Here is a 25,128-nt window from a genome sequence, read left to right on the forward strand (position 1 = left end):
CCACCGTGGCGCCGCGGCAGGCGCTCGGTCAGCTGCGCGAGCGCCGGAACATGGCGGAGATGCCACGCCATGCCGATCCCAGCGCCTGGCCGGACGGCGGCGCGGGATGCAGCTGCACCATGGCGGCCTGCAGCGCGCGGTCGCTGGCCGACCCGAAGGACTTGCTGTCCTCCACGACCGGCCGGCCCGCTGGCGCGGCGTCCGGCGAGGCCGAACTGGCGGGCAGGTGATTGGCCATGTCGGCCTCGCGGAACAGCAGCGTGTCGTCGCCATCCTTCGCGGCTGCCGGCGCGACCTGCACGTCCGGCACGATGCCCTGCGCCTGCACCTCGCGGCCGTTGGGCGTGTAATAGCGCGCAATGGTCAGCTTGATGGCCGATTCATCGGTCAGCGGGAGCACCGTCTGGATCGAGCCCTTGCCGTAGGTGCGCGCGCCGATCACCTTGCCGCGGCCATGGTCCTGGAGCGCGCCCGCCACCAGTTCCGCCGCCGATGCGGACGAACCGTTGACGAGCACCGCCAGCGGAATGGCCTGCGCGAAGGCCGGCAGCTGGTCATACGCATCCGCAGCGCCCGGCTTGCCGAAGAAGCGGGGCGATACGGCGATCGTGCTGTTGCTTTCCGGGAGCCGCCCGGTGGACGTGAACACCACGGCGCCCTGCGGCAGGAAGGCGCCGGCCACGCCGACGGCCGCCGGCAGCAGGCCGCCCGGATTGTTACGCAAGTCCAGCACGATGCCTTTCACGGGCTGCGGGCCGTCCAGCTGCCGCAGCGCCGCGATCAGCTCGGCCACGGTACCGCCGCCGAATTCGCTGATGCGGATGCGCGCGATATCGCCGTCCAGGCGCTGCACGCTGACGGTGTGTTCCCGCAGTGTGGCGCGTGCCACGGTGACGGTGCGCAGCGGTGTGTCGCCACGCCGGGCCAGCGTCAGTTCCACGGTGGTTCCCGGCTCGCCGTGCACGCGGCTGGCGACCTGGCTGTCGCGCAGGCCGAACAGCGGCGCGCCATCGATCGCGACGACCGAATCGCCGGCCCGCACGCCGGCCCGGTCCGCCGGACTGTCTTCGGCAACGTCGCGGACCAGGATCTGCCCGTTGAGCATCTCCACGCCGATGCCGATGCCCACGTACTGGCCCGAATGGATGCGCTCCAGGTCTTCCAGGTCGTCCTTGTCCAGGTAGCGCGAGTGCGGGTCCAGCGCCGACAGCATGCCGCGGATCGCTTCCGTGAACAGTTTCTTGCGGTCGGCCGGATCGACGTAATCCTCCAGCACGAGCCGGTAAGTGTCGAGCATCTGCTCGAATTCTTCCTTTGGTATCTGCACGGGTTCGTCCGCGCGGCATGGCAGGGTTGCCACGCAGTAGCCGAGGACGGCCGCCAGGATCAATCGCTTCATCGTTACTCCTTCATGGAGTGCCGATTGTGCGGCGGGCCGCCGCGAAATGCCGTCAAGGCAGGTAAGTTCACGTAAAGGTATTTGTCGCGTTTCATGCAATTCGGCACCGAAAAACGGCGTTTTGTCGCAATCGCCACCGATCCGGCCAGCCGCGGCACTAGAATCGCATCACCATACAACACAACAAAAGGTTCCTGCCATGCGCCCTGCCCTGTCCCGTACGCTCGCCTGCTCCCTGCTGCTCTCGACTCTGTTTGCCGCCCCGGCCCACGGCGCCGAGGATGCGCGCCAGCTGGGCGCCTTCCGCGCCATCGCCATCCGGGGCCCGATCAACATCGAGGTCCGCGCCGGCCAGGCGCAGTCGGTGAAGGTGGTGGGCCGGCCCGAGTTCATCGGCAAGGTGCTCACCAGCGTGAAGGCGGACGAACTGAAGATCGACTACGCGGAAAAGAACAATGCATCGGTCAAGGACGGCGACAAGATCGTGATCACCGTGCCGTCGCTGGTGAAATGCGTCGTCGAGGGGGCCGGGCAGGTGGTCATCGACAACGTGAAGGAAGAGCGGCTCGACCTGCAGTTCGAGGGCGCCGGCCGCATGGAGGCCAAGGGCAGCGCGAAGTGGCTGCGGCTGAAGGCGCGCGGCGTGGGCGAGGTGACCACCGAGCACCTGAAGGCCGAGCGAGCCGACGTGAACTTCGAAGGCATCGGCGACGTGAAGGTACACGCCAGCCAGACGCTGAACGCCGTGGTGCGCGGCATGGGCAGCCTGACCTACTTCGGCAAGCCGAAGTCGTTGAACAAGTCGGTGTCCGGTATCGGCAACGTCACGGCCGGCGACTGAGCTCACTCCGGCCGGATTGCCGCCGGATCGCTTTCGCAGACATCCTTCACGGCCTCGCGCTGGCCAAGCCACAGGTCGGTCAGGCAAGCCAGCGAAGGACGCACTTCACCCAGCTTGCGGTCGGCACCGACCGTGCTGGCCACGTCGACTTCGGCATAGAAGGCTTTGCCGCGCTGCGGCGCGACGGTCAGCGTGAAACGATCCGGCAGCGCGTGCCTGCCCCGGCTGCCGCGCGCGGCGACAGCCAACGATGCGACCGGCCCGCCGGCACGTTTGCGCACGAATGCGTGCGCGGCGACGAACCGTTTCACCTCCGCTTCGATGCGCGCCACGGCCGCGGGCAGCGCCGCGCCATCGATCGTGCCGGGCCCGCAGCGGCGCGCACGATCGGATTCGACCATCTGGTCGATCTGCGCCTCGGTCCGCCGTGCCTGGCCCGTATCCCCCACCGCCTGGCCGGCCAGTTCCGGCAGCCTGGCGAAGTCGGCCTCGAATGTCGCCAGCTTCCGCTTCACCTCATCGGTCGCCCGCGCCGCGCGGTCGCGGTATGGATCGGGCGTGGCCCGGTCCCATGCGATCACGCGGCGCATCACGTCTCGCCCCAGCTCCGGGTCGGTGAGCAGCAACGGCAGCGCCATTGGCCCGACCGAAACATTGATCGCGTTCAGCGCCTCGCTGGTATCGGCCCCTTCGAGCAGCGCCTGGCGCGTGCCGCGCAGCCGGCCCGCCAGGTGGAAGAACAGCGCGCGCTCCTTGCGCCCGGCCATGCGCTCGGCCATCGCGGCATGGAACAGCAGCATCGGCTGGCGCAGGGTTTCGGGATCTCCCAGCAGTTCGTCCGAGCCACCGCGCACCACTTCCGGATCGCAGGAGGCGAGCCGGGCACGTGCGGCGGTGTCGGCGGCGGCGGACCCGGCGCACAACAGGCCGGCAAGGAGGAAGATCGACACTTTCATGGGCAGCTGACAGGCAGGTAGGCAGGAAGGGCTGCCAGCATACCACCGCCTTATAGCGGCGCTACTCAGGCCTGCTGCGATGCATCGGATATCATCGCTGCCGCCACCAGCTTCGCATGCCGCAGTACGCCGTTGCGCTCGAAGCCGAGCGATTCATAGAGGGCGATGGCGCGCTCGTTGCGCGCGCCCACGTGCAGCATCGGCGTGACGCCCTCCGCCAGCATGCCGTGCATGACGTGCCGCACCAGCAGCCTGGCATGGCCGCGCCCCGTGTGGCCGGGATGCGTGCAGACGGCGCTCACTTCGCGCAGCGTGCCGAAATCCATCCGCTCGCCGGACAGCGCGACCAGCCGGCCGGCGTCGCGGATGCCGAAGTAGCGGCCCATGGTGCCGGTGCGGGCGCGGAAGTAGCCGGGAAAGGCGATCGCGGTGAGCGCTTCCATGGCCGGATCGAGGGCATCGAGTTCGACGATGCCGCCGGCGGATGGCGGCGTGACCGGGCCGCCCCGGTAGACCATCTGCAGCACGCCGCCCAGCTCCGCCAGTCGCCAGCCGTCCGGCACCTCGGGGATCGCGCCGACGAAGTACACGTCTTCGGCCAGCCGCACGAGATCGCGGGCCGGCACGAACATGCCATGCTCCGGCACCGCGCAGAACGGTGCCACGTCGGGCTCGTAGCGCAGCATCGCGCCAAGCTCCCGCGCCAGGTGGCGCTGGCCGCTCGTCAGCGCGGCCCAGACCGGATTGGCCAGCCTTTCCATCGTCGTCTCCCTCGTATGTCCGTCGCGATCGAGGGAGTATACTGCCCGCTTTTTCGCGAAGAATCCACGATGAGCGCCCTGCCTCCCTGCCCGCAATGCGGTTCCGAATTCACCTACCAGGACGGCGCCAACCTCGTCTGCCCCGAATGCGCGCATGAGTGGTCGCCCGCGGCGGCGGCACCGGCCGACGCTGCCCGCGTGTACCGCGATGCGGCCGGCAACGTGCTGCAGGATGGCGACACCGTCACCGTCATCAAGGACCTGAAGCCGAAGGGTTCCGGCGGCGTGATCAAGCAGGGCACCAAGGTGAAGAATATCCGCCTGGTCGACAGCGACCACGATATCGACTGCAAGATCGACGGCTTCGGCGCGATGAGCCTTAAATCGGAGTTCGTGCGCAAGGTGTAAGGCGGGCCAGTGCCCGATGCCGCTTCGATAAGCCCACCCCAAGTGCAAATTCAGGGGTCAGACCCGCCGGGTCTGACCCCAGCCCTTGGCTGTTGGGTTGGGGCAGACAAAGTGCGGGCGCCACTGCTGGCGCGCCCACGCGAAAACGATTGCCACAAGAATAATACCTGCCTACAATCGCCGAGGTTCCCACTCGAGGCAATGTATGGCATTCACCGCACCTGGCTGCGCCGGGTCGAGCTCCAATTTCGGCTCCGGCTCCACCTTCCGCTCCACCTTCCGCTTCGTCGCCCGGACCGTCGCCCTGGCCACCGCGCTGGCCGCACTGCCCTGCGGCGCGGCCCTGGCCGCCGCCTGCGGCAAGGCGCCCTCCGGCGAACTGGCCGCGCAGCGGGTCGCAGCTGTGCAGCCGACCCACACCGGCCCCCAGTTGTACGAAGGCCCCGTGTGGATCAGGGATGCGCTGTACTTCTCGGACTTCAGCCATGCCGGCGACTTCCCTTCGCGCATCCGCAAGCTGGCCGCCGACGGTACCGTCAGTACCTTCCTCGATGATAGCGGCAGCAATGGCCTGGCGGTCGATGCGCAGGGCAACCTGGTCGCCGCCACCCACAAGTACAAGGCGCTGTCGCGCTACGCGGTGCCGGGCAAGGCGCGCAGCGCCATCGCCGAACGGTTCGACGGCAAGGTGTTCAATTCCCCCAACGACATCGCCATCGCCGCCGACGGCACGCTGTACTTCACCGATCCGGATTACCAGAAGGCCGCCGCGCCCGGCGGGCAACCCGTCACCGGCATCTACCGCGTGGGCACCGACGGCAAGGTGACGCTGGTCGATGGCACGCGGCGCAACCCGAACGGCATCGCCCTGTCCCCCGCCGGCGACCTGCTGTACGTGAACGCGGGCGACGGCGAAGTGAAGGCCTATCCGATCGCCGATGGCGTGCCTGGCGCGGGCCGCACATTCATCCAGGGCATCGACGGCGGCGACGGCATGGCCCTCGACTGCCACGGCAACCTGTACGTGACCGAGCATGGCGCGCGCCGCGTGCGCGTGTTCTCGCCACAGGGCAAGGAACTGGCGACCATCCGCGTCGATGCCAACGTCACCAACGCGGCCTTCGGTGGTGCCGATGGCCGAACCCTCTTCATCACGGGCGACCGCGCACTGTGGCGCATCGCGCTCGACGTCACCGGCAAGCCTTATTGAAGGTCCGCCGCGGCCGCAGCGGGTAGAAGTATGTAGTGAATCCAACCGGAAGGAGATCTGCATGCGTAACATCAGCTTCCTGCTCGCGGTACTCGTGATGCACGGCGCAGCCATGGCCCAGGCGGGCTTTGGCGAGCGCCGCGTGGAACAGAGCCTGGCCGCCGACATCAACCCCGCCGGCCTGACGGCCGGCGAAATCCGCACCGAGGATGGCCAGCGCCGCGCGGTGGTCTACCACCGCGGCCAGGTCACCGACCTGGGCACGCTGGGCGGCACCGACAGCTACGCGACCGGCATCAACAGTGCCGGCACGGTCACCGGCGGCGCGCGCAACGGCAACAACCGCTGGCGCGCCTTCCGCTGGCAGCCGGCCACCGCGGGCCGGCAGGAAGGCATGCAGGACCTCGGTACGCTGGGCGGCGAAGGCAGCCTGGGTATCGCGATCAACCAGGCCGGCCAGATCGCCGGCTATGCCGACATCGAGGATGGCAGCTTCCACGCCTTCGTGCACGATGGCGCGCGGATGAAGGACCTGGGCACGCTCGGCGGGCTCACCAGCTACGCCACGGGTATCAACAACAGCGGCACGGTGGTGGGCGCGGCACAGCTGGAGAGCGGCTACCGGCGCGCCTTCGTGTGGACGCCGGCGGGCGGCATGCGCGACCTCGGCACCCTGGGTGGCCGGGTCAGCGTCGCCACGGCGATCAATGACACCGGGATGGTGGTGGGCGCGTCGGAAACGGCCGACCGGCAGTGGCACGCGTTCCTGCACGATGGCACGAAGATGATCGACCTGGGCGCCATGATCGCGCAGGGCCAGAGCTATGCCACCGGCATCAACGCGGCCGGCGACGTGGCCGGCACGATCCGCTTCCGCGACAACGCGCCGCTGACCTTCGTCTACAAGGATGGCCGGATGCGCATCCATCCGAACCGCAACGGGCTGTACGAGACCACCAAGATCACCGACGACGGCACGGTGGTCGGCGCCCATTACACGGGGCACCGCTACCAGGCGTTCGCGATGCCGTCGACCATCGACCTGTCGTACAAGACGAAGTCGTCGGACTACGTGCTGCTGGCGCTGCTGGTGCTGATGGTGGGCTGGTGCGTGCGGAAGGGCTACCAGCACTGGCGTCATGGCGTGCTGGGCAAACCTTCCATTTATTGAGGAGTTACATGGCATATCCCTACCTGGGCGACATCGTCAGGGCGCTGACCGGCGCCGATCTTCCCCTGCCGATCCCCGTGTTCGGCCTTTCAGTCGTGGCGGCGATGTTCGTGGCCGGCGCATTCCTGCGCCGCGAGCTGGCCAGGCTGCACGCCGCCGGTATCCTGGGGTTCGCCCAGGTGCGCGGCAGGAAGGGGCACGGCGGGCCGGCGTACCACGCGGTCGACCCGGCGCACATCGTTTCCGACCTGACGCTGGTGACGCTGCTGGCCGGGATCGTCGGTGCCCGGGTATTCCACATCCTCGAACACACCGACCAGTTCCTGGCCGATCCCGCCGCCATGATCTTCACACGTTCGGGCCTGAGCATTTTCGGCGGCCTGATTTTCGGCACGGTGGCGGGCCTGGTGTGCGTCCGGCGCTGGAAGCTGCCGGCGCTGACGGTGCTGGATGCCGCGGCGCCCGCGCTGATGCTGGGCTATGCGCTGGGCCGGATCGGCTGCCAGCTGTCCGGCGACGGCGACTGGGGCATTGCCGCCGACATGGCGCTGAAGCCGGACTGGCTGCCCGCATGGCTGTGGGCGCAGACCTATGACAACAATATCGTCGGCGTGGTCATTGCGGCGCCTGGCGTCTATCCCACGCCGCTGTACGAAGCGGCGATGTGCATGGCCGGTTTCGGCCTGCTGTGGGCGCTGCGCCGGCATGGCTTCCAGGCGGGCTGGCTGTTCGCGGTGTACCTGGTCTGCGCGGGCATCGAGCGGCTGCTGATCGAGCAGATCCGCCACAACCCGGTGCTGGATTTCGGCGTGTTCCATTGCACGCAGGCGGAAGCGGTCGCGGTGCTGCTGATCGTTGGCGGCGCGGCCGGGGTGGCGCTGCTGTCGCGGCGCGGAACCGCGGCGGCAAGGCGCAGGCAGGCTAGCTGACCGGCGTGAGGGTCCGCACCACGTCGTGCAGGCTGGCCACTTCGAAGGTGGGCACGGCTTGCGAATCGTTGGCTGCGCCGTCGGGATTGAACCAGCAGCTTTCGATGCCATAGCGGTTGGCGCCGAGGATGTCGGCGTCCAGCCGGTCGCCGACGATGATTGCTTCATGTCGGGCAAAGGCCCGCGCCAGCTTGCCGGCGTGCTCGAAGAAGCGCACGTCCGGCTTGGCGAAGCCGCATGCTTCGGACGTGCAGACGAACGAGATATGCTTGCCCAGCCCGGAGCTGACGATGCGCAGCTGCTGGATTTGCTCGGCGCCGTTGGTGACGATGCCCACTTCGCCCACCCCGGCCAGTTCCTCGCACAGGCGCGCCGCGCCGTCGATCAGCACCACGGTATCGGACAGCGATTCCACGAACAGCTGGCTGGCTGCCTCCGGATCGAGGTCGAGGCCGTTCGCCGCGAAGGTCTGGCGGAAGCGGTCCACCTTGAGAAATTCCTTGGCCACGGTACCCGCCTCGAATTGCCGCCACAGCGCCGTGTTGATGGCCTGGTACTGCGTGAACAGCCCTTCGAGCGGGGCGTGGAAACCCAGCGCGCCGAGCGTGCGCGCGAAGGAGAGATGTTCGGAAGCCTTGAAGTCGAGCAGCGTGTCGTCGAGGTCGAAGAGGAACAGCCGGTGTTTCATGGTGCGGAAGGATGCCTTGTAAAATGGCATCCTAGCACGGCTCGACCATTGGCATGACTCGACCATTGGCATGACTCGACCATCGGTACGGCTCGACCATCGGTGCGATTCACCATCAGGACGGTTCGACCCTTGGTACGGTCATCAGTGGATCGGATAGCCGAGCACCGTCGGCAGTGGCTGCGCCGCGACCGCGGTTTCGCCTTCGGGGTCCTTTTCGGTGATCCACTCGATCCAACCCAGCACTTCGCGAATACTGGCCAGGCCACTGTGCAGGGCGACCCGCGCCGTGCGCAATTCATCGAGTTCGCCGCCGGGTGGCGGGTCGATCTGGCTGGCTTCGGGCATGCCGCGGATGCGGCGTTCCATGTCATCGAGGTCGGCCGCCATTTCTTCGCGCAGCGCTTCCAGTACAGCCACGACCATTTCGGTGTCGCAATTATCCATGTCTTCCATGGGAGTTCTCCAGTCAGTTAGCCAGCATGATAAAAGCCCTCATGCGGCCATGCGGCGGGTAGCTAACCGGCAGGGCCGCGGGAAAGCGAGACGGGAGATCAGGTGCAGCGGCAGCATCACGACTGGATGCTGCCCAAGGCAGAGCATACAGGCCGGCGCCCCGTTCAGCCAGAGATTTCGGCATTCTCCGCGCGACGAATGGTCCCGCGGCGGCGGCCATCCACGGCGGGCGTGGCCGTCAGAAGTCGACGACGGTCTTCAGCATCGCTGTGCGCGGATTGCCGACAGGGACCCAGTTGGCATTGGCGGCACCGGCGAAATACTCCCTGTCGAACAGGTTCTTTACGTTCAGTTGCACGCGCCAGCCGCGCCCCGCGTAGGACAGGTTGGCGTCGGCAACGGTATAGCCGGGCGTGACATATACCGAGGTGGTGGAGGTTTTTTCGCCGACGTGGCGCACGCCGGCACCGGCGCCCCAGCCGCGCAGCGCGCCGCTGAAGCGGTAGTTCGCCAGCAGGTTCGCCGTCTTGCGCGGCACGCCGGACAGCTTCTGCCCCACCGTGGCGGCCTGCGACCCGGCAGCTTCCGTGATCGCCGCATCCAGGATCGACAACGCCGCCGACAGTTGCCAGCCGTTCTTCAGGTCCGCCGCGATTTCCGCCTCGTAGCCGCGGGTGCGCTGCGCGCCGATGGCCACCTGGAATCCCGGATTGAGGTCGTCCGCCTGCGCCAGGTTGCGGCGCTTCAGGTCGTAGTAAGCCACGCTGGCGCTCAGGCGCCGGTCGTCGGACACGAACTTCGCGCCCACCTCGGCCTGCCGCCCTTCCTCGGGATCGATCGCCGCGCCGTCCGCCGTGATGCCGGTCTGCGGCAGGAACGACGTGGCATAGCTGGCGTAGGGAGCAATGTTCGGCGTGGCCTTGTAGACGATGCCGGCATGGCCGGTATTGGCGGAGCTGTCCACGTCCGTGCGGGCGCCGGTCGGCACGTCGACCGTTTTCAGCTTCGCGCGGTCATGGCGCAGCGACAGGCTCACGCCCAGTTTTTCCGTCACGTCGATGTAGTCGCGCAGGTACGCGCCGCGCTGCGCCAAAGTGGTATCGACGATGGAGGTGACGTTACAGTTCGTGACCGGCCTGCCTTGCACGGGGGTGTAGATGTTCTGGGCGGCGATCGCGCAGCGCCGGCTGTCGCGGTACAGCCGGTCGTGCAGCGCGTCGAAACCGGCCATCACGTTGTGTGCCAGGCCGCCCCAGCGCATGGTGCGCGAGACGCTGGTATCGAGTGCGTCGGAGCGGCCGTTGAAATCCTGGCTCAGCACGTTGCGGTTGAAATTGCCCGCAGCGGTCAGCGCGCCGCTGGTATTGGCCAGCTGGCCGGCCAGTTCCATGTCGGTGTGGCGGTAGGTCTGGTTCAGCGTCCAGCCGCTGTCGAAACGGTGCGTCAACGCGTAGCCGATGGCCTTCTGTTCGGCTTCATATGGTGCGACCGTGGTATCGCCGGTGAAGAAATCCTGCGGCACCAGGCTGTCCCTGCCCGTCAGCGACGTGGCCGCCACCGGCAGGCCCTGCTGCCGCACGTACTGCCGCTGGTTCAGCGATGCGAGGATGGTGAAATCGGTGCGCGTGCCGAAGTCCAGCGCGATGGATGGCGCCAGGTAGCGGTTCTTGAACCACACGTTGTCGGTCGGGTCGTCCGAGTTCATCGCCATGCCGGCAATGCGCACGGCCGCCTTGCCGTTTGCCGAGGCAATGGGGCGGCCGATGTCGAACGTGCCCTGCCGGTAGCCGTCGCTGCCCACCGTGATGCCGAGCTGCGTGAACGCTTCGGCGCGCGGGCGCTTGCTGACGATGTTGACGGTGCCGCCCGGCGTTACCTGGCCGAAGTACACCGAGGCCGGCCCCTTCACCACTTCGATGCGCTCGGCGCCGAACACTTCCTGGGCGATCCAGTTGGCTTGCCCGATGCGCAGGCCGTCGAGGTACATCGTGTCGGCAGCGCTCTGGCCGCGGATGATGAAATCGTCCCAGCCGCGCCGCCCCAGCGTCGACGACGCAACGCCGGCGACGGTTTCAATGGCTTCGTCGAGCGTGGTGGCCTGCCGTGCATCGAGCAGTTCGCGGGTCAGCACCGTGATCGACTGCGGCGTTTCGTGCAGCGATTTATCGGACCTGGTCGTCGATACGGTTTGCGTGACGAACCCTTCCCGGTTGGCGCCGACCACCTCGACCACCGGCAGCACGGCCTGGACCGGGGTTTCCGTCATGGCGGACTCGGACATACCGGCGGCAGCGGCGTGGCAGGTGACCGCCAGCGGCAGCAGGGCGACGGAAACCGCCTGGACGGAAGGGCGAAGGCGACCGGGGAAATACATGGGCATCCAATCAAATGATAATAATTCTCATTATCATTGATTGACTATTATCAAGCAATGCGTATTTGCCGCAGGAGAAGGCACGCGAAAAAAAAGGAAGCCGGGTGGCTTCCTTCTTTGCAATCGACGATACGGATCAGTTCTGCGTGAGGAACGTCTTCAGCTTGTCCGAGCGCGACGGCTGGCGCAGCTTGCTCATGGCCTTCGCTTCGATCTGGCGGATACGCTCGCGCGTCACGTCGAACTGCTTGCCCACTTCTTCCAGCGTGTGGTCGTTCGACATTTCCACGCCGTAGCGCATGCGCAGTACCTTGGCTTCGCGCGGGGTCAGCGAATCGAGCACTTCCTTGATCACGTTGCGCATCGAGGCATGCAGCGCGGCGTCCAGCGGGGCCAGCGTGGTGTTGTCCTCGATGAAGTCGCCCAGCTGCGAATCGCCATCCTCGCCCATCGGCGTTTCCATCGAAATCGGTTCCTTGGCGATCTTCATGATCTCGCGGACCTTCGATTCCGGCATCTCCATCTTGGCGGCCAGCGTCGCCATGTCCGGCTCGTTGCCGGTTTCCTGCATGATCTGGCGGCTGATGCGGTTCATCTTGTTGATCGTTTCGATCATGTGCACCGGCACGCGGATGGTGCGCGCCATGTCCGCGATCGAACGCGTGATCGCCTGGCGGATCCACCACGTGGCGTACGTGGAGAACTTGTAGCCGCGGCGGTATTCGAACTTGTCGACCGCCTTGAGCAGGCCGATATTGCCTTCCTGGATCAGGTCGAGGAACTGCAGGCCCCGGTTGATGTACTTCTTGGCGATCGAGATCACCAGGCGCAGGTTGGCCACCGTCATTTCACGCTTGGCGTGGCGGGCGCGCTTCTCGCCGGCCGCCATCTGCTTGTTAATCTTGCGCAGGTCGGCCAGCGGCAGCGCCACGCGTTCCTGCAGGTCGATCATCTTGTTCTGCAGCTCCTTGATGGCCGGCACGTTACGGCCCAGCACCGCGCTGTACGGATGGCGCGCGTCGACTTCGCCGTCGACCCAGTCCAGGTTTGTTTCATTGCCCGGGAAGACCTTGATGAAGTGGGCGCGCGGCATGCCGCAGCGGTTCACGCACAGCTCCAGCACGGCGCGTTCGATGCTGCGCACCTGCTCCATCTGGCCGCGCAGCGTATCGCACAGCTTTTCCACCACCTTGGCCGTGAAGCGGATGCCCAGCAGCTCGGCGGAAATGGTGGCCTGCGCCTTCTGGTAGACCGCCGAGCCATAGGTGGCCTTGCGCATCTTGTCGAACTGCGCGGAAATCACGGCGAAGCGCTCCAGCGCATCGACCTTCAGCTGCGCCAGCTGCTCGGTGGAGAAGCCGGCCGCGCCGCCGTTGGCGTCGCCGTCGCTTTCCTCTTCCAGCTCTTCTTCCTCGTCCTCGTCCTCGTCGTCGGACGCGGCGGCGGCCGGCGCGCGCGCCGGTGCCGGTGCCGAGCTCTCGTCGGGATCGACGAAACCGTCGACCACGTCATCGACCTTCAGCTCATCGTTCTCGATCTTCGCGGCCAGGTCGACGATCTCGTTGATCGTGGTCGGGCAGGCGGAGATGGCCTGGATCATGTCGCGCAGGCCTTCCTCGATACGCTTGGCGATTTCGATCTCGCCTTCGCGCGTCAGCAGCGCCACGGCGCCCATTTCACGCATGTACATGCGCACCGGGTCGGTGGTACGGCCGAAGTCGGAGTCGACGGTGGACAGCGCCGTCGCGGCGGCAGCTTCCACTTCGTCGTCGGAAGTGGCGGTCGGCACGTTGTCGGACAGCAGCAGCGCCTCGGCATCCGGGGCGCGCTCGTAGACGGCGATGCCCATGTCGTTGAATGTCGCGATGATGCCTTCGATGGCTTCCGGATCGACGATGTTCTCGGGCAGCTGGTCGTTGATCTCGGCATAGGTGAGGAAGCCGCGGTCCTTGCCCATGTTGATCAGGTTCTTGAACTGCTGGCGGCGCTTTTCCAGGTCCTCGTTGGACATGCCGGCTTCGCCGCCGAACGGGTCCAGGCCCTTGGCCTTGCGCTCGCGCGCCTTCGAGGCGGCCTTCAGTTCGGCGCGCTCGACGGCGTTCAGTGCCGCCACTTCATCGTTCTCGGGCGTGAATTCGCTCGGCTTGCGGCCGCGCCGGCCCGGCACCTTCACGGAAGGCAGCAGGTAGCCGGACGTGTCGATCGAGGCCAGCGTGGCGGCATCGGTCACCTGGCTGACGGCGGCCGGTGCCGATGGCGACGGCGCGGGCGCTTCCAGCTTGGCCTTGCGCACGCGCACCACGGGCGCCTTCGGCGCTTCGTCGGCACCTGCCACGGCCTTGCGCACGGCCTTCTTCGGCTCGTCGCCGGCCGGTGCCGCGGTTGCGGCGGACTCGGCCACGGACGCATCGGTGGCCAGCGCCTCTTCGCCCGGCAGCACGGCCAGGCGGGACGTCTTCTTCTTCACAACGGTCACTTTACCGGCGGCCTCTTGCGCATTGTCGATCACATAGGATAAGGTGGTCTTCGGCACCGTCAGCGGCGCAGCTTCGGCGCGCGGCTTCTTGGTGGACAGCGTTAGGGTCTTCGGCGTTTTCGTCGTCATCAAATATCTCTTCAGTGCCTGGCCGGGCACGACGCAAGTGAAAAAAATTGAACAATCCAGCGCGGCCTTCGCAAAGGCCGTGCCGGTACGTATGTGGGGATCATCCGGAATGAAAAAAGCCCGCGCAACGCGAACCATGCCGGTTCGCTTCGCGGACTCCATTCTTGGGATTCCGTGGTAGTTCCGTGTTATTCCGTTGTTATTCCGTGAATACTCAGTGCGAACAGAAGAGGGGGCTCGGCCCTGGCGCGCCGTCGTGGTCCCTGAACCGGCCCGGCATGTTCATCGTGAACCTGCCTGGACAACGCATTCTGGACAACGGGACGCCGGCATGCGGAAAGCCCTGTTCAGGGGACCGCGGACAACTCCTTAACAGACTGAATCTGCACCGCCCTGCTTTTGGTGCGTCGGCCATTATACACGCTTTGTCACAGCCTGGCACGCGGCTGCGGCAAGGTTCCTGCGAATCGGCGCGCCGCTAGCCGCGAAAGACGTGTGGACAAGCCGGCATGATGAAGAAAAATGCAACGCGCGCGCGGGGCGCGGCGTGGTATGCTGGCGCCTCCTGATCAACCTACGAAGTCGATGAATACCAGCCTTACCCCCGAGACGTCCGCCGCCGACGAATCTGCCGAATCCGCTGAATCCACCAACAACGCCGCCGCTTCCACCGAAACGGCGGCTGCCGCGCCTGCAGAGTCGGAAAAGAACACGGAAAAAAGCGCGGAAAAGAATGCGGAACCGAGCGCGGAAGACACTGCGGAAAAGAGCGCGGCGCAAAGCGCGGGACAGAACACGGCCCCCACCGCGGCAACCGGCGCGGCGCCGAGCGCCCGTGCGCTGTTGAAACAGCTTTCGCAGCAGTTCCCGCCATTCCGCGATTTCCTGCCGCTGGCGATCGGCATCGACAAGCAGATCCTCGCGCAGGTGCCGGGCATCGACCGCAAGCTGATGCGTGCCGCGCTGGGCATCCACACGGGTTCGCAGCGCTACCTGCGCGCGATGGAAAAGGCCACCATCCGCTATAACCTGGATGGCTCGACCGGCGCCGAAGTCACGGACGTGCACCGCAAGCACGCCAAGGATACGCTGGGCGAACGCTTCCGCAAGGAAGCGGAACGCAAGAAGGCCGAGCGCGAGGCACAGGCCGCCGAGGAAGCAACCAAGCGCCGCCAGGAAAAGCTGGAACAGCTGACCGCGAAATTCTCCCGCAAGGGCTGATGGCGTTCCATACCGAAGCACCGCCGCGCGAGCCCGACCTGCCGCCCTACCAGGGCATCGCGCTGGCCGATATCCATGTCGTGCGCACCGTCGAGCAAGCCCAGGCCGCCCAGGCCGCGCTGCTGGCGCACGATGCCATCGGCTTCGACACCGAATCGAAACCCACCTTCGTCAAGGGCCAGAGCTCGGACGGACCGCACCTGGTGCAGTTCGCCGACGAGCACGCGGCCTGGCTGTTCCCGGTCGGGCCGGAGGTGGCGCCGCTGTTGCCGGTGCTGAAGGCCATCCTCGAATCGACACACACGCTGAAAGTGGGCTTCGGCCTGGCCGACGACGTCAAGCGGCTGCGCGCCAAGCTGGCGATCGAGCCGGCCCGCGTGGCCGACCTGTCGAAGGCATTGCGCGTGCCCGGCCAGAAACACGACCTGGGCGCGAAGAGCGCGGTGGCGCACTATTTCGGGCTGAAGCTGCAGAAGTCCAAGAAGATCTCCACCACCAACTGGGCGTCGCCCCGGCTGACGGACAAGCAGCTGCAGTACGCCGCCGACGATGCCCAGGTGGCGCTGCGCGTGTACCGCCACTGGCTCGCGCTCGGCAACACGCTGCCGCAGCCGAAGGCGCCGCGCCCGCGCCGTCCCGCACCGGACACCCCGGCCGGCGGCTGAACCGCGCGCCCCTGTTCTTCCGCCGCGCGCGGGGGTATGCTTGGGCGGTCGACATCCGCCCAGGAACGGCATGCCCAATTCCAGATACCCGCTGCCCACGCCTGCCATGAGCGCACGCCTGCTCGCCGCGCTGGCCTTGCCCTTGCTGCTGTCCTCCCGCGCATGGTCCGCCCCGGCGGCTGCGCCGGACACGCTGGCGCAGCGCCTGGCGCCCTGCCTGGCGTGCCACCAGCCGCAGGGCCGCAACGATGCGTTCTTCCCCCGCATCGCCGGCAAGCCGGAAGGCTACCTGTACAACCAGCTGCTCAATTTCCGCGACGGCCGGCGCCAGTTCCCGATGATGACGTACATGGTCGGCAACCTGCCCGAGCCCTACCTGCGCGAGATCGCGCAGTTCTTCGCCAGCCAGCATCCGCCCTACCCGCCCGCGCCGCCCGTTACCGCCACGGCGCAGATGCTGGAACGGGGCCGCGTGCTGGTGCGCCAGGGCGATGCGGCGCGCCGGATTCCCGCCTGCGTGGCCTGCCACGGCCAGCAGCTGGCTGGCGTGGCGCCGGCGATTCCGGGCCTCGTTGGGCTGCCGCGCGACTACATCAATGCGCAGTTCGGCGCGTGGAAGAACAAGGCGCGGCGCGCACAGGCACCGGACTGCATGGCCGGCATCGCCGCCCGCCTCACGGAGGCGGACGTGGCGGCCGTTTCCGGCTGGCTGGCCAGCCAGCCGGTGGACCAGGCGGCGCGGCCCGCCGCGGCACCCGACACCCCGCTGCCGATGCGCTGCGGCGGCGTGCCGGACCACGGAGCCGCGCCATGAGCCGGCGCGCGCGCTGGATCGCGGCCGGCACGGCGATGGTGCTCACCGTGGCGGCCGGCCTGCTGTGGCCGCGCCACGATGCCGGCCCGCCGCCCAGCGCCGCCTTCGCCGCGCTGCCGGCCGGCGAGAAGATCGCGCGCGGCGCCTACCTGGCCCGCGCGGCCGACTGCATGGCCTGCCACACGGTGCGCGGCGGCGAGCAGTATGCCGGCGGCCGCGCGCTGCAAACGCCGTTCGGCGCCATCGTCGCGCCGAACATCACCCAGGATGCCGAAACCGGCATCGGCAGCTGGACCGCCGACGACTTCTGGAACGCCCTGCACAATGGCCGCGCACGCGACGGCCGGCTGCTGTACCCGGCGTTCCCGTACACGAACTACACGGCCATCACGCGCGACGATGCCGATGCGCTGTATGCCTATTTCCGCACCATCCCCGCCGTCTCGCGCAGGAACCAGCCGCACCAGCTGCGCTTCCCCTACAACACGCAGGCGGCGCTGGCGGCCTGGCGCGCGCTGTACTTCCGGCCGGGCGTCTACCAGGAACGCAAGGACCGGCCCGCCGAGTGGAACCGCGGCGCCTACCTCGTCGAAGGTGCCGGCCACTGCAGCGCATGCCACAGTGCCCGCAATGCGCTCGGCGGCAGCGGCGGTGAACTGTCCGGCGGCCTGCTGCCGGTGCTGGGCTGGTATGCGCCGTCGCTCGCGTCCGACGCGGAAGCGGGACTGGGCGGCTGGCCGGTCGACGAGATCGCGCAATTGCTGCACACCGGCGTGGCGCCGCGCGCCGCGGTGGCCGGGCCGATGGCGGAAGTGGTCCGCGAAAGCCTGCAGCACCTGTCCGCGGCGGACGTGCGGGCCATGGCGGTGTACCTGAAATCGCTGCCCGCCACCGGCAATGGTCACCAGCCCTACGAACGCTCGAAGGCGCCCGAGGCGGCGGCCGTGCTGCAAGCCGGCGCGAAGCTGTACGACAAGCACTGCGCCGAATGCCACGGCGCCACCGGCGCGGGAGCGCCACCGCATTACCCGCCGCTGGCCGGCAACCGCACGCTGACCATGCCCGACGCCACCAACGCGATCCGCATCGTGCTGAACGGCGGCTTCCCGCCCGGCACGCGCGGCAACCCGCGGCCCTACGGCATGCCGCCCTTCAGCCACGCGCTCGACGATGCCGAGGTGGCGCAGGTGGTGTCGTACCTGCGCAGCGCCTGGGGCAACAACGCGCCGCCGGTGTCCAGCGTGGACGTCAACCGGTACCGGGCCGTGCCGCTGGATTGACGCGGCGGCGCATGAAGAACTGGTGTCTGGTACAGAGGCGTTAGTTCCAGGCGACCTCCGCATACCACTAACGCTTGCATCCACCCCAACAGCGAACTGCCGGGGTCAGATACCCGCCGGGGTGAAGCAGGGGTTTCGCGAAGCATGCTTCGCGCCTGCGCAACGGTGCTGGCCTGCAGGCCAGTATTCCTCGCTGACCCCAGCCTTTGCACCTGGGTGTACGCGTGCGATACCAACCGATTCTTTCGCCATCGCTCTTGGCTGTCATCGCTTCCCTGCATTCCATTCCCCTCCTCATGCATTCCATCGCACGCGCGGCGACCGGCGCGCCGGGTTTGCGTACGATCCCCCCATCGACAAAGCAATCCCGGAGAAGCCACCATGAACACCAGCAAACTTGCCCTGATCGCCACCGCCATCGCCGCAGCCGCCACGCTGGCGACGGCCCTCCCGGCAGCGGCGGATGGATTGTCGCTGGCGTGGCTGGGCGCCGAACGCGTGCAGGGCAGCGGCAAGATCGTGTCGCAGGCACGCCAGCCCGGCCCCTTCCGCGGCGTCGAGCTCAATACCGGCGCGCACGTGGAAGTCGTCACCGGTGGCGACGATACGCTGACGATCGAAGGCGACGACAACATCGTGCCGCTGGTGGAAACCGTGGTGCGCGAAGGCGTGCTGACGATCCGCCCGGTGAAGAAAAACATGCAGATCGATGGCCGCCGCGTGCGCATCGTGGTGCGGGCGCGCGCCGTGGACAGCCTCGGCGTGGCCGGTGCGGGCCGGCTGGAAGCGAAGCGCGTGCGCGCCGACAAGCTGACGCTCGAAGTGGCCGGCTCCGGCGTGCTCGATATCGACGGCATCGACGCGAAATCGGTGGAAGTGGGCGTGGCGGGCAGCGGCAAGGTCGAAGCGGCCGGCCAGGCGGCGCGCGCCGACATTTCGATCGCCGGCTCCGGCAAGGCCGATACCACCCGCCTGAACGTGCAGCACGCCACCGTGAGCGTCAGCGGTTCCGGCCAGTCGCTGCTGTCGGCCCGCAACGCCATCACCGCCAACGTCACCGGTTCCGGCAACGTCGGCTACTACGGCGATGCTCAATTGACGAAAGCGGTGGCCGGTTCCGGCACCGTCCAGCGCCTGGGCACGTCCGCCCGCTAGACCAGCGGCGGCGCCAGGCCTTCACCCCTTTGCCAGCCCCGGCAGGTCCAACCCGCCGGGGCTGTCATCATTTACCGCCCTTCATCGACGGGGGCCGCGGTCACAGGTCGAACTTCACTTCCGCCACCAGCGTGCGCTGCGTGTACGGGTGGAACGCCCAGTACTTCTCGTTGCCCAGGTTGTCGATGCCCAGCGCGCCGGACCAGTGCCGGTCGAAGCGGTAGCGCAGCCGCAGGTCGGCCACGAGATAGCGCGACACGCCCATGTAGGCGGCACCGTTCGGGTCGGAGTTGTCCAGCGTGCCGTACTGCGTGCCGCTGTAGCGCAGGCCGGCACTGGCCGACAGCCGGTCGGAGGCGCGCCAGGTGGCCAGCGCCGTGGCCCGCCAGCGCGGCACGCGGGGCTGCCGCTTGCCCACCGAGGCGGGCAAGGCGGCATTGTCCCGGATCCGCGAGTCGGCATAGGTGAGGCTCGACTGCAGCGACAGCGCCTGGAACAGCACGCCGTCGGCCTGCTGCGCCAGTTCCAGGCCGGCGGTGCGGATGCGGCCCACGTTCTGCACCGTCGACACGGTGGGCGTCAGCGGCTGCGAGTACAGCGCATCGCGCGTGCGCTCATGGAACAGCGTCCCGCGCAGGCTGCCCTGCTCCGCCAGCCGCTCGGCCGTCAGCTCTTCCGTCCATGACCGTTCGGCGCGCAGGTCGGGATCGGTATTGACGATGCGGCCATCGACGACGGAGCCCTGGAACAGCTCGGCGGCGGTGGGATTGCGGATCGCGCGGCCGGTCGATGCCTTCAGCGTCCACGCCTCGGTGAAGCGCCACGCCAGCGCGGCCTTTGGCGACCAGCCCTCCTCGCGCCGTTCGCCGAAGCGCAGCAGCGCGCTGGCGGCGCTGGACACCTCGCCGCCATAGGCTTGCCAGCGTTCCCAGCGGGCGCCCAGCGTGGCTTTCCAGCGCGGGTCGATGCGCCACGTGTCCTGCGCGTAGAGGCTGGTCAGTCGCGTGGCGCCATTGAAGGTCGACACGTGGCGGCCGGCGGTGCCGCCCAGCCAGTCCGGCGTCGCGAACACGCGCGTGCGCAACCGCGCGCTGTCGCGCTGCACGCCGACATCGACGACGTGGGCGGCATCCGGCCGCCAGGTGCCCTTCAGCGCCAGCGTATGCCAGCCGCTGCCCGCCATGTCGGTCACGTTGCCCTGCCCCGTGCCTTCCTGGTCGGCCAGCACCACCGTAGGCACCCGTACCAGGTCCTTGCGGTAGTCGTACTTGCTGGCGGCGATTTCCCAATCGAACGTGCCGCGCGCATGGCGCTTCAAGGACAGGCCGTGCATCAGGTGCGCCAGGTCGCCCCGCTGCGCCGCGAAGTCGGAAGCCAGCAGCGTGTAGCGGCGGCCGTCGACCGCGATGTCGCCGCTGCGCACCGGGTTGCCGGCCGCGTCGCGCAGCCAGGAATCGCTGCGCCGTTCGGCGTCGTTGCGCCACCAGCCCAGCGTGTAGCTGGCGCGCAGCACCGGCGAAAGATCGTAGGCCAGCTTGACTTTCGCGTGGTCCTGCACCGTGTGCACCTGGTTGTTCGCGCCGAGGATCAGCCAGTCGCGGTTCGACGGATTGCGCCCGGCCACCGCGCCGGTCACGGGAACGCCGCCGCCATCGGCAACGCCGTTCGCCACCAGCCGGTTGGCGTAGCCCATCGGCTGGCCGTCGCTGTCCTGCCGCGACAGGTGCAGCCACCACGACAGTGCGCCACGGCGGTCGCCCAGCGCCGCGCTGCCCTGCTTGCCGTTGTAACGGTCGCGCATGCCGTATTCGGCGAAGCGCTGGGTGAAGCCGGCCAGCCGCACGTGGCCCTCCAGCTTCGCCGGCATGCGCGTCTGGAAGTCGACCACGGCGCCCACCGAGTTGCCGGGATAGGCGGCCGAGAACGGGCCGTACAGCACGTCGACGCGCTCGATCTCGTCGGGCGTGACCAGGCCCCAGCGCGGCGTGTAGGTGGCGCCGTTGCCGAGCAGGTTCGACAGCAGGATGCCGTCCGCATACACCAGCGAGCGGGCGCTGTTGCCGGTGCCGGAAGCGCGGCTGGCCAGCACGGCGTGGTCGTAGTCGCCGATGTAGCGCTTGCGCACGTTCAGGCTGGGGAAATACTTCAGCGCATCCTCGCTGTCGAAGGCATTGATGCGCTCGGCGATCTGCGCGGCGCCGATGCCTTCGATGGTGGTGGGAATCTGCGCGGGCAGCGAGGTTGGCCTGCCGCCGTGGATGGTCACCACGTCGAGCTCGCTCTGCCCGGCACCCTGCGCCTGGGCGCACAGGCCCAGCGCCGCCAGCATCGCTGCCAGCGGTCGTTTCGGGGGTTGGATCATGGCGCCTCCTAGTGGCGCGGCGGGGTGTGCTGCGGCGGGGCATACGTCAGCGGCCGCACGGCCACCTGCACCTCGACGCTGTCGCGCTTGCCGCCCTTCTGCTCGACGACCAGGGTCAGCGGCACGGTCTCGCCTTCCTTCAGCTGGCGCTTCAGGCCCATCAGCATCACGTGGTAGCCGCCGGGAGCCAGCTGCACGGCCTTGCCGGCCGGCAGGTCGATGGCTTCGACATGGGCCATCGACATGCGGTTGTCCTGCATCGACATCTGGTGCAGCTCGGCCATCCCGACCGGGCTGCTGACGCCGACCAGGCGGGCATCGGTCTTCGATTCGATCTGTAGGAAGGCGCCGGAGGCTTTCGCGGCAGGCACGGTGGCGCGCGCCCACGCATCCTTGACGGTGACCTGGGCGTTGGCGGAAATGGCGGACAGGGAAGCAAGCGCCAGCAAGGCGGCGCTAACGAGGTGTTTCATGGTGACTCCTGAATGGGTTGAAAGACTTTGCAACGACGGTTCAGGAGACGAAAGGGGGCCCGCGGGGCTGTGCGCTTGCCCAGGCTTGCAGCGGGCGCGGCGCATGGTAGTACAGGTAGGGGCGCTCCGCGCCGGCTGCGACGGCTGGCAAGACCAGGCTCGCGGGCGGCGGCAGGCCCACCGTGCCGGCGTGCGGCAGGCAGTAGCCGCAATCGGCCATCGGCATGGCATCGCCGATGCCATGGCCGGCGAACGCGGGCGGCACCGGGTTGGCGCGATCCGTCAGCGCGGCGAACATGGCTTCGTCCAGCTCGCCGAAGCCGGCCAGCGTGGTGCCATCGTTCAGGCAGATTTCCCACGCCTGCCGCTGCGCGTGCTGGGCGGCCAGCGCATGCGACACCGCCGGCGCGAGCGCGTTCAGCAGGATCGCGCAGCACGCGAGCCATGCCTGCACACTTCGCAGCAGCCGGTTGGACGGGGTTTTCATCGGCACCGATTATAGCCCGCGCCGCAGCGGCGCGCGTTCACGGCTTTCGGCATTGTCGATTAAGATGGCGCCCTGTCCAGAAAGGCCACCATGACCGCTTCCCACCTCGATAAAGTGATCGACGGCGCCATCGCGCGCCAGCGCATCGTCGGCACCGTCGTGCTGGCCGCGCGCGACGGCGAGATCGTCTACCGCCGCGCGGCCGGCAGCGCGGACCGCGAACAGGGCATCGCGCTGCGCGAGGATGCCCTGTTCCGCCTGGCTTCCATCACCAAGCCGCTGGTCGCCACCGCCGCGCTGAAGCTGGCCGACGAGGAAACCATCGACCTGTCGGCGCCGGTCACGGAATGGCTGCCGGACTTCCGCCCGCGCCTTCCGGACGGCACCGCACCCGCTATCACGCTGCAGCACCTGCTCACGCACACGGCCGGGCTGTCCTATGGTTTCCTGGAGGCGCCCGACGGCCCGTATCGCCGGGCGGGGGTTTCCGATGGGCTGGACCAGCCGGGCCTGTCGCTGGCGGAAAACCTGGCGCGCATCGCCTCCTGTCCGCTGGCGTATGCGCCTGGAACGGGCTGGCGCTATTCGGTGGCCACGGACGTGCTGGGCGCCGTGCTCCAGGAAGCCACCGGCATGCCCTTGCCGGCGATCGTGCAGCGCGAGGTGACGGGCCCGCTGCGCATGCGCGACACGGCGTTCCACGTCGTCGACGCGGACCGCCTGGCCGTCCCCTACCGGGACGCCAGGCCCGCCCCGCCCACTCGCATGGCAAGCGAAGAAGAGGTGCCGTTCATGGAGGGTGTCGCCCGCTTCACGCCGGGGCGGATCTTCGATGCCGCGGCGTATCCGTCCGGCGGTTCCGGCATGGCCGGCACGGCGGACGATGTCATGCGCTTCCTGCTCAGCCTGAGGACCTCGAACCGGGCGATCCTGCGCGCCGCCGAAGTGGACCGCACCGGCACCGGCGCGATGACGCAGGGCCCCGGCTGGGGCTTCGGCTACCTGGGCGCGGTGCTGGGCCACCCGAAGGAAGCGCATTCGCCGCAGTCGGCCGGCACCCTGCAGTGGGGCGGCGCGTATGGCCATTACTGGTTTGTCGATCCGCTCGCGGACCTGGTCGTGGTGCAGCTCACCAACACCACGTTCGAAGGGATGGCGGGCGCCTTCCCGCGCGACGTGCGCAACGCCGCGTACAAGGATTTTACCTAGGGAAGCTTACCGCTCGGCCTTCCACACCTCGCGCTCGACCAGCACCGTATCGGTACCGTCGGTCAGCCAGATCTGGCCATCCTGGATCGTGCATTGCAGCTGCATGTTCCGCTGCGCCATCTTTTCCAGTGCCGCCGTGGTCTCCGACGGCAGGTTGACGACCGACACGTTCTTGGCGCGCTCGATCTTGTTGGCGATGTTCTTCCACCAGATCGGGCTGGCCGTGCTGTAGCTGTACACGATCACGTGCCCGGCGCGCCCGGCACCTTTCAGGATGCGGCGCTCTTCCGGCTGGCCCACCTCGATCCACAGTTCGATCGCGTCGGTCAGGTCCTTCTGCCACAGGTCCGGTTCCTCGACGTCGAACATGCCCTTGGTGAAGCTAAGCGCCTCGTTGGCGTGGATCGCGAACGCCAGCAGGCGCACCATCATGCGTTCGTCGGTTTCCGACGGGTGGCGCGCCAGCGTCAGCGTGTGGGTGCCGTAGTAATTGCGGTCCATGTCGGCGATCGACAGTTCCGCCTTATAGATTGTTGCCTTGAGTGCCATTGGTACAGTCTTATTTGAAGATCACGGTGCGGTGTTCGTTCTGCAGCACGCGGTGCTCGACGAACCATTTCACGGCGCGTGCCAGCACCACGCATTCCACGTCGCGGCCGATGGCGGACAGCGTTTCCGCATCCATCGAATGGTCCACGCGTTCCACGTCCTGCTCGATGATCGGGCCTTCATCCAGGTCGCCCGTGACGAAGTGGGCGGTGGCGCCGATCAGTTTCACGCCGCGCTGGTGCGCCTGCGCGTAGGGCCGGGCGCCCTTGAAGCTGGGCAGGAAGGAATGGTGGATGTTGATCGCCTTGCCCTTGAGCTTCGCGCACAGCGACGGCGACAGGATCTGCATGTAGCGCGCCAGCACCACCAGGTCGATATTGTGCGATTCCACCAGGTCGACGATGCGCGCTTCCTGCGCCAGCTTGGCGCTTTCCGGCGCCCCGGCGGCCAGCGGCAGGTGGTGGAACGGGATGTTGTAGCTGGCCGCCAGCTGGTAGAAATCCATGTGGTTCGACACGATGGCCGGGATCTCGACGGGCAGCAGGCCGCTCTTGTAGCGGAACAGCAGGTCGTTCAGGCAATGGCCGATCTTCGACACCATCAGCAGCACGCGCGGCTTGCGGTGCGCGTCGTGCAGCATCCATTCCAGGCGCAGCGCGGTGGCCAGTTCGGCGAAGTCGGCGCGCAGCACGCTGTCGGCTACCGCGGCATCCTCGGCGGCGAAGTGCACGCGCATGAAAAAGCGGCAGGTTTCCTGGTCGCCGAACTGCGCCGAATCGATGATGTTGCAGCCGTGCTCGGCAAGAAAGCCGGAGACGCGGTGGACGATGCCGCGCTGGTCCGGGCAGGAAAGCGTGAGGATGTATTCGGGATGCATGGTCAGGTGAGCTAAAAGTCGGCCGGATGCGCCGGCGAAGAGCGCTATTGTCGCACGAACGGCAGAGCATACCAATATGGCAAGGGCGCGCCTGCATTATGGCGCCAGGCCTATACTCGAACGCAGGTAACAGGCAGCCGCCGCGCGGCGCGTTGACGAAAATGCATCGGGCCAGGATGTACCGGGCCGGGATGCATGGACAACAATGCGTTGGACCGAAAACCTGCGCGGCATCTCA

The 25,128-nt window shown here is 67.8% G+C and carries 23 protein-coding genes; 11 read left to right on the forward strand and 12 right to left on the reverse strand.

Features of this window, described 5'->3' with window-relative positions:
- Positions 1–28 precede the first annotated feature (28 nt).
- A complete protein-coding gene (locus tag EYF70_RS19290) occupies positions 29–1,399 on the reverse strand; it encodes a S41 family peptidase (protein ID WP_131146864.1) in 1,371 nt (456 codons plus the stop codon).
- Positions 1,400–1,598: 199 nt separating this feature from the next.
- On the opposite strand from EYF70_RS19290, the gene EYF70_RS19295 reads away from it, so the two are divergent.
- Entirely contained in the window at positions 1,599–2,240 is a 642-nt protein-coding gene (locus tag EYF70_RS19295; RefSeq protein WP_165497741.1) for a GIN domain-containing protein, read from the forward strand.
- 2 nt (positions 2,241–2,242) lie between these two features.
- On the opposite strand, the gene EYF70_RS19300 is transcribed toward EYF70_RS19295, so the two are convergent.
- Together EYF70_RS19300 and EYF70_RS19305 are read right to left on the reverse strand one after the other, a co-directional pair.
- Positions 2,243–3,196 (reverse strand): hypothetical protein, encoded by a 954-nt coding sequence (locus EYF70_RS19300; RefSeq protein WP_131146866.1) that lies wholly within the window; start codon positions 3,194–3,196, stop codon positions 2,243–2,245.
- A gap of 65 nt (positions 3,197–3,261) precedes the next feature.
- Complete coding sequence (locus tag EYF70_RS19305) at positions 3,262–3,957, reverse strand: GNAT family N-acetyltransferase (protein ID WP_165497742.1); 696 nt, start codon at positions 3,955–3,957, stop codon at positions 3,262–3,264.
- A gap of 69 nt (positions 3,958–4,026) precedes the next feature.
- On the opposite strand from EYF70_RS19305, the gene EYF70_RS19310 reads away from it, so the two are divergent.
- The 4 genes from EYF70_RS19310 to EYF70_RS19325 all read left to right on the forward strand — a co-directional run bounded on the left by EYF70_RS19310 (position 4,027) and on the right by EYF70_RS19325 (position 7,675).
- Positions 4,027–4,365 (forward strand): zinc ribbon domain-containing protein YjdM, encoded by a 339-nt coding sequence (locus EYF70_RS19310; protein ID WP_131146868.1) that lies wholly within the window; start codon positions 4,027–4,029, stop codon positions 4,363–4,365.
- 205 nt (positions 4,366–4,570) lie between these two features.
- Positions 4,571–5,575, forward strand: a complete 1,005-nt coding sequence (locus EYF70_RS19315; protein WP_131146869.1) for an SMP-30/gluconolactonase/LRE family protein — start codon at positions 4,571–4,573, stop codon at positions 5,573–5,575.
- 61 nt (positions 5,576–5,636) lie between these two features.
- Positions 5,637–6,746, forward strand: coding sequence for a DUF3466 family protein (locus EYF70_RS19320; protein WP_165497743.1), 1,110 nt, complete (start codon positions 5,637–5,639; stop codon positions 6,744–6,746).
- 8 nt (positions 6,747–6,754) lie between these two features.
- Positions 6,755–7,675, forward strand: a complete 921-nt coding sequence (locus EYF70_RS19325; protein WP_131146871.1) for a prolipoprotein diacylglyceryl transferase — start codon at positions 6,755–6,757, stop codon at positions 7,673–7,675.
- Here the strand turns inward: EYF70_RS19325 and EYF70_RS19330 are convergent.
- The 4 genes from EYF70_RS19330 to rpoD form a co-directional block, all read right to left on the reverse strand.
- A complete protein-coding gene (locus EYF70_RS19330) occupies positions 7,668–8,363 on the reverse strand; it encodes a YjjG family noncanonical pyrimidine nucleotidase (RefSeq protein WP_131146872.1) in 696 nt (231 codons plus the stop codon). The two genes, EYF70_RS19325 and EYF70_RS19330, sit on opposite strands and share 8 nt — an antisense overlap.
- Before the next feature lie 144 nt (positions 8,364–8,507).
- The gene (locus tag EYF70_RS19335; RefSeq protein WP_131146873.1) at positions 8,508–8,819 is read right to left on the reverse strand and encodes a hypothetical protein; all 312 of its coding nucleotides are present in this window, start codon (positions 8,817–8,819) and stop codon (positions 8,508–8,510) included.
- Between the two features lie 238 nt (positions 8,820–9,057).
- Complete coding sequence (locus EYF70_RS19340; protein ID WP_229420457.1) at positions 9,058–11,193, reverse strand: TonB-dependent siderophore receptor; 2,136 nt, start codon at positions 11,191–11,193, stop codon at positions 9,058–9,060.
- A 136-nt stretch (positions 11,194–11,329) separates the two neighbouring features.
- Positions 11,330–13,798: an RNA polymerase sigma factor RpoD gene (rpoD, locus tag EYF70_RS19345; protein ID WP_131146875.1), complete on the reverse strand. Its 2,469-nt coding sequence runs from the start codon at positions 13,796–13,798 to the stop codon at positions 11,330–11,332.
- Positions 13,799–14,638: 840 nt separating this feature from the next.
- Between rpoD and EYF70_RS31690 the strand changes: the two genes are divergently transcribed.
- The 5 genes from EYF70_RS31690 to EYF70_RS19370 all read left to right on the forward strand — a co-directional run bounded on the left by EYF70_RS31690 (position 14,639) and on the right by EYF70_RS19370 (position 18,933).
- Positions 14,639–15,019: a ProQ/FINO family protein gene (locus EYF70_RS31690; RefSeq protein ID WP_229420933.1), complete on the forward strand. Its 381-nt coding sequence runs from the start codon at positions 14,639–14,641 to the stop codon at positions 15,017–15,019.
- A complete protein-coding gene (locus EYF70_RS19355; RefSeq protein WP_131146877.1) occupies positions 15,019–15,684 on the forward strand; it encodes a 3'-5' exonuclease in 666 nt (221 codons plus the stop codon). The genes EYF70_RS31690 and EYF70_RS19355 overlap by 1 nt, the downstream gene beginning before the upstream one ends.
- A 70-nt stretch (positions 15,685–15,754) precedes the next feature.
- Entirely contained in the window at positions 15,755–16,498 is a 744-nt protein-coding gene (locus EYF70_RS19360; protein ID WP_131146878.1) for a c-type cytochrome, read from the forward strand.
- Positions 16,495–17,778 (forward strand): cytochrome c, encoded by a 1,284-nt coding sequence (locus tag EYF70_RS19365; RefSeq protein WP_131146879.1) that lies wholly within the window; start codon positions 16,495–16,497, stop codon positions 17,776–17,778. Before EYF70_RS19360 ends, EYF70_RS19365 begins: the two co-directional genes overlap by 4 nt.
- Positions 17,779–18,159: 381 nt before the next feature.
- Complete coding sequence (locus tag EYF70_RS19370) at positions 18,160–18,933, forward strand: head GIN domain-containing protein (RefSeq protein WP_165497744.1); 774 nt, start codon at positions 18,160–18,162, stop codon at positions 18,931–18,933.
- Between the two features lie 100 nt (positions 18,934–19,033).
- Here EYF70_RS19370 and EYF70_RS19375 read toward each other — a convergent pair whose 3' ends face one another.
- From EYF70_RS19375 to EYF70_RS19385, 3 genes are read right to left on the reverse strand one after another with little or no spacing between them, the layout of a single operon-like run.
- A complete protein-coding gene (locus EYF70_RS19375) occupies positions 19,034–21,295 on the reverse strand; it encodes a TonB-dependent receptor (protein ID WP_229420458.1) in 2,262 nt (753 codons plus the stop codon).
- 8 nt (positions 21,296–21,303) lie between these two features.
- Positions 21,304–21,768, reverse strand: coding sequence for a copper chaperone PCu(A)C (locus tag EYF70_RS19380; RefSeq protein WP_131146881.1), 465 nt, complete (start codon positions 21,766–21,768; stop codon positions 21,304–21,306).
- A 40-nt stretch (positions 21,769–21,808) separates the two neighbouring features.
- A complete protein-coding gene (locus EYF70_RS19385) occupies positions 21,809–22,255 on the reverse strand; it encodes a DUF2946 domain-containing protein (RefSeq protein ID WP_131146882.1) in 447 nt (148 codons plus the stop codon).
- Between the two features lie 90 nt (positions 22,256–22,345).
- Here EYF70_RS19385 and EYF70_RS19390 point away from each other — a divergent pair, with 90 nt between their 5' ends.
- A complete protein-coding gene (locus tag EYF70_RS19390; RefSeq protein ID WP_131146883.1) occupies positions 22,346–23,464 on the forward strand; it encodes a serine hydrolase domain-containing protein in 1,119 nt (372 codons plus the stop codon).
- Between the two features lie 6 nt (positions 23,465–23,470).
- Here EYF70_RS19390 and EYF70_RS19395 read toward each other — a convergent pair whose 3' ends face one another.
- Together EYF70_RS19395 and purU are read right to left on the reverse strand one after the other, a co-directional pair.
- The gene (locus tag EYF70_RS19395; protein WP_131146884.1) at positions 23,471–24,013 is read right to left on the reverse strand and encodes a YaeQ family protein; all 543 of its coding nucleotides are present in this window, start codon (positions 24,011–24,013) and stop codon (positions 23,471–23,473) included.
- A 10-nt stretch (positions 24,014–24,023) separates the two neighbouring features.
- On the reverse strand, positions 24,024–24,890 hold the full coding sequence (purU, locus tag EYF70_RS19400; RefSeq protein WP_131146885.1) for a formyltetrahydrofolate deformylase: 867 nt from the start codon (positions 24,888–24,890) through the stop codon (positions 24,024–24,026).
- Between the last annotated feature and the right edge of the window lie 238 nt (positions 24,891–25,128).

It is taken from the genome of Pseudoduganella albidiflava (genome assembly GCF_004322755.1).
Taxonomy (GTDB): Bacteria; Pseudomonadota; Gammaproteobacteria; order Burkholderiales; family Burkholderiaceae_D; genus Rugamonas; species Rugamonas albidiflava.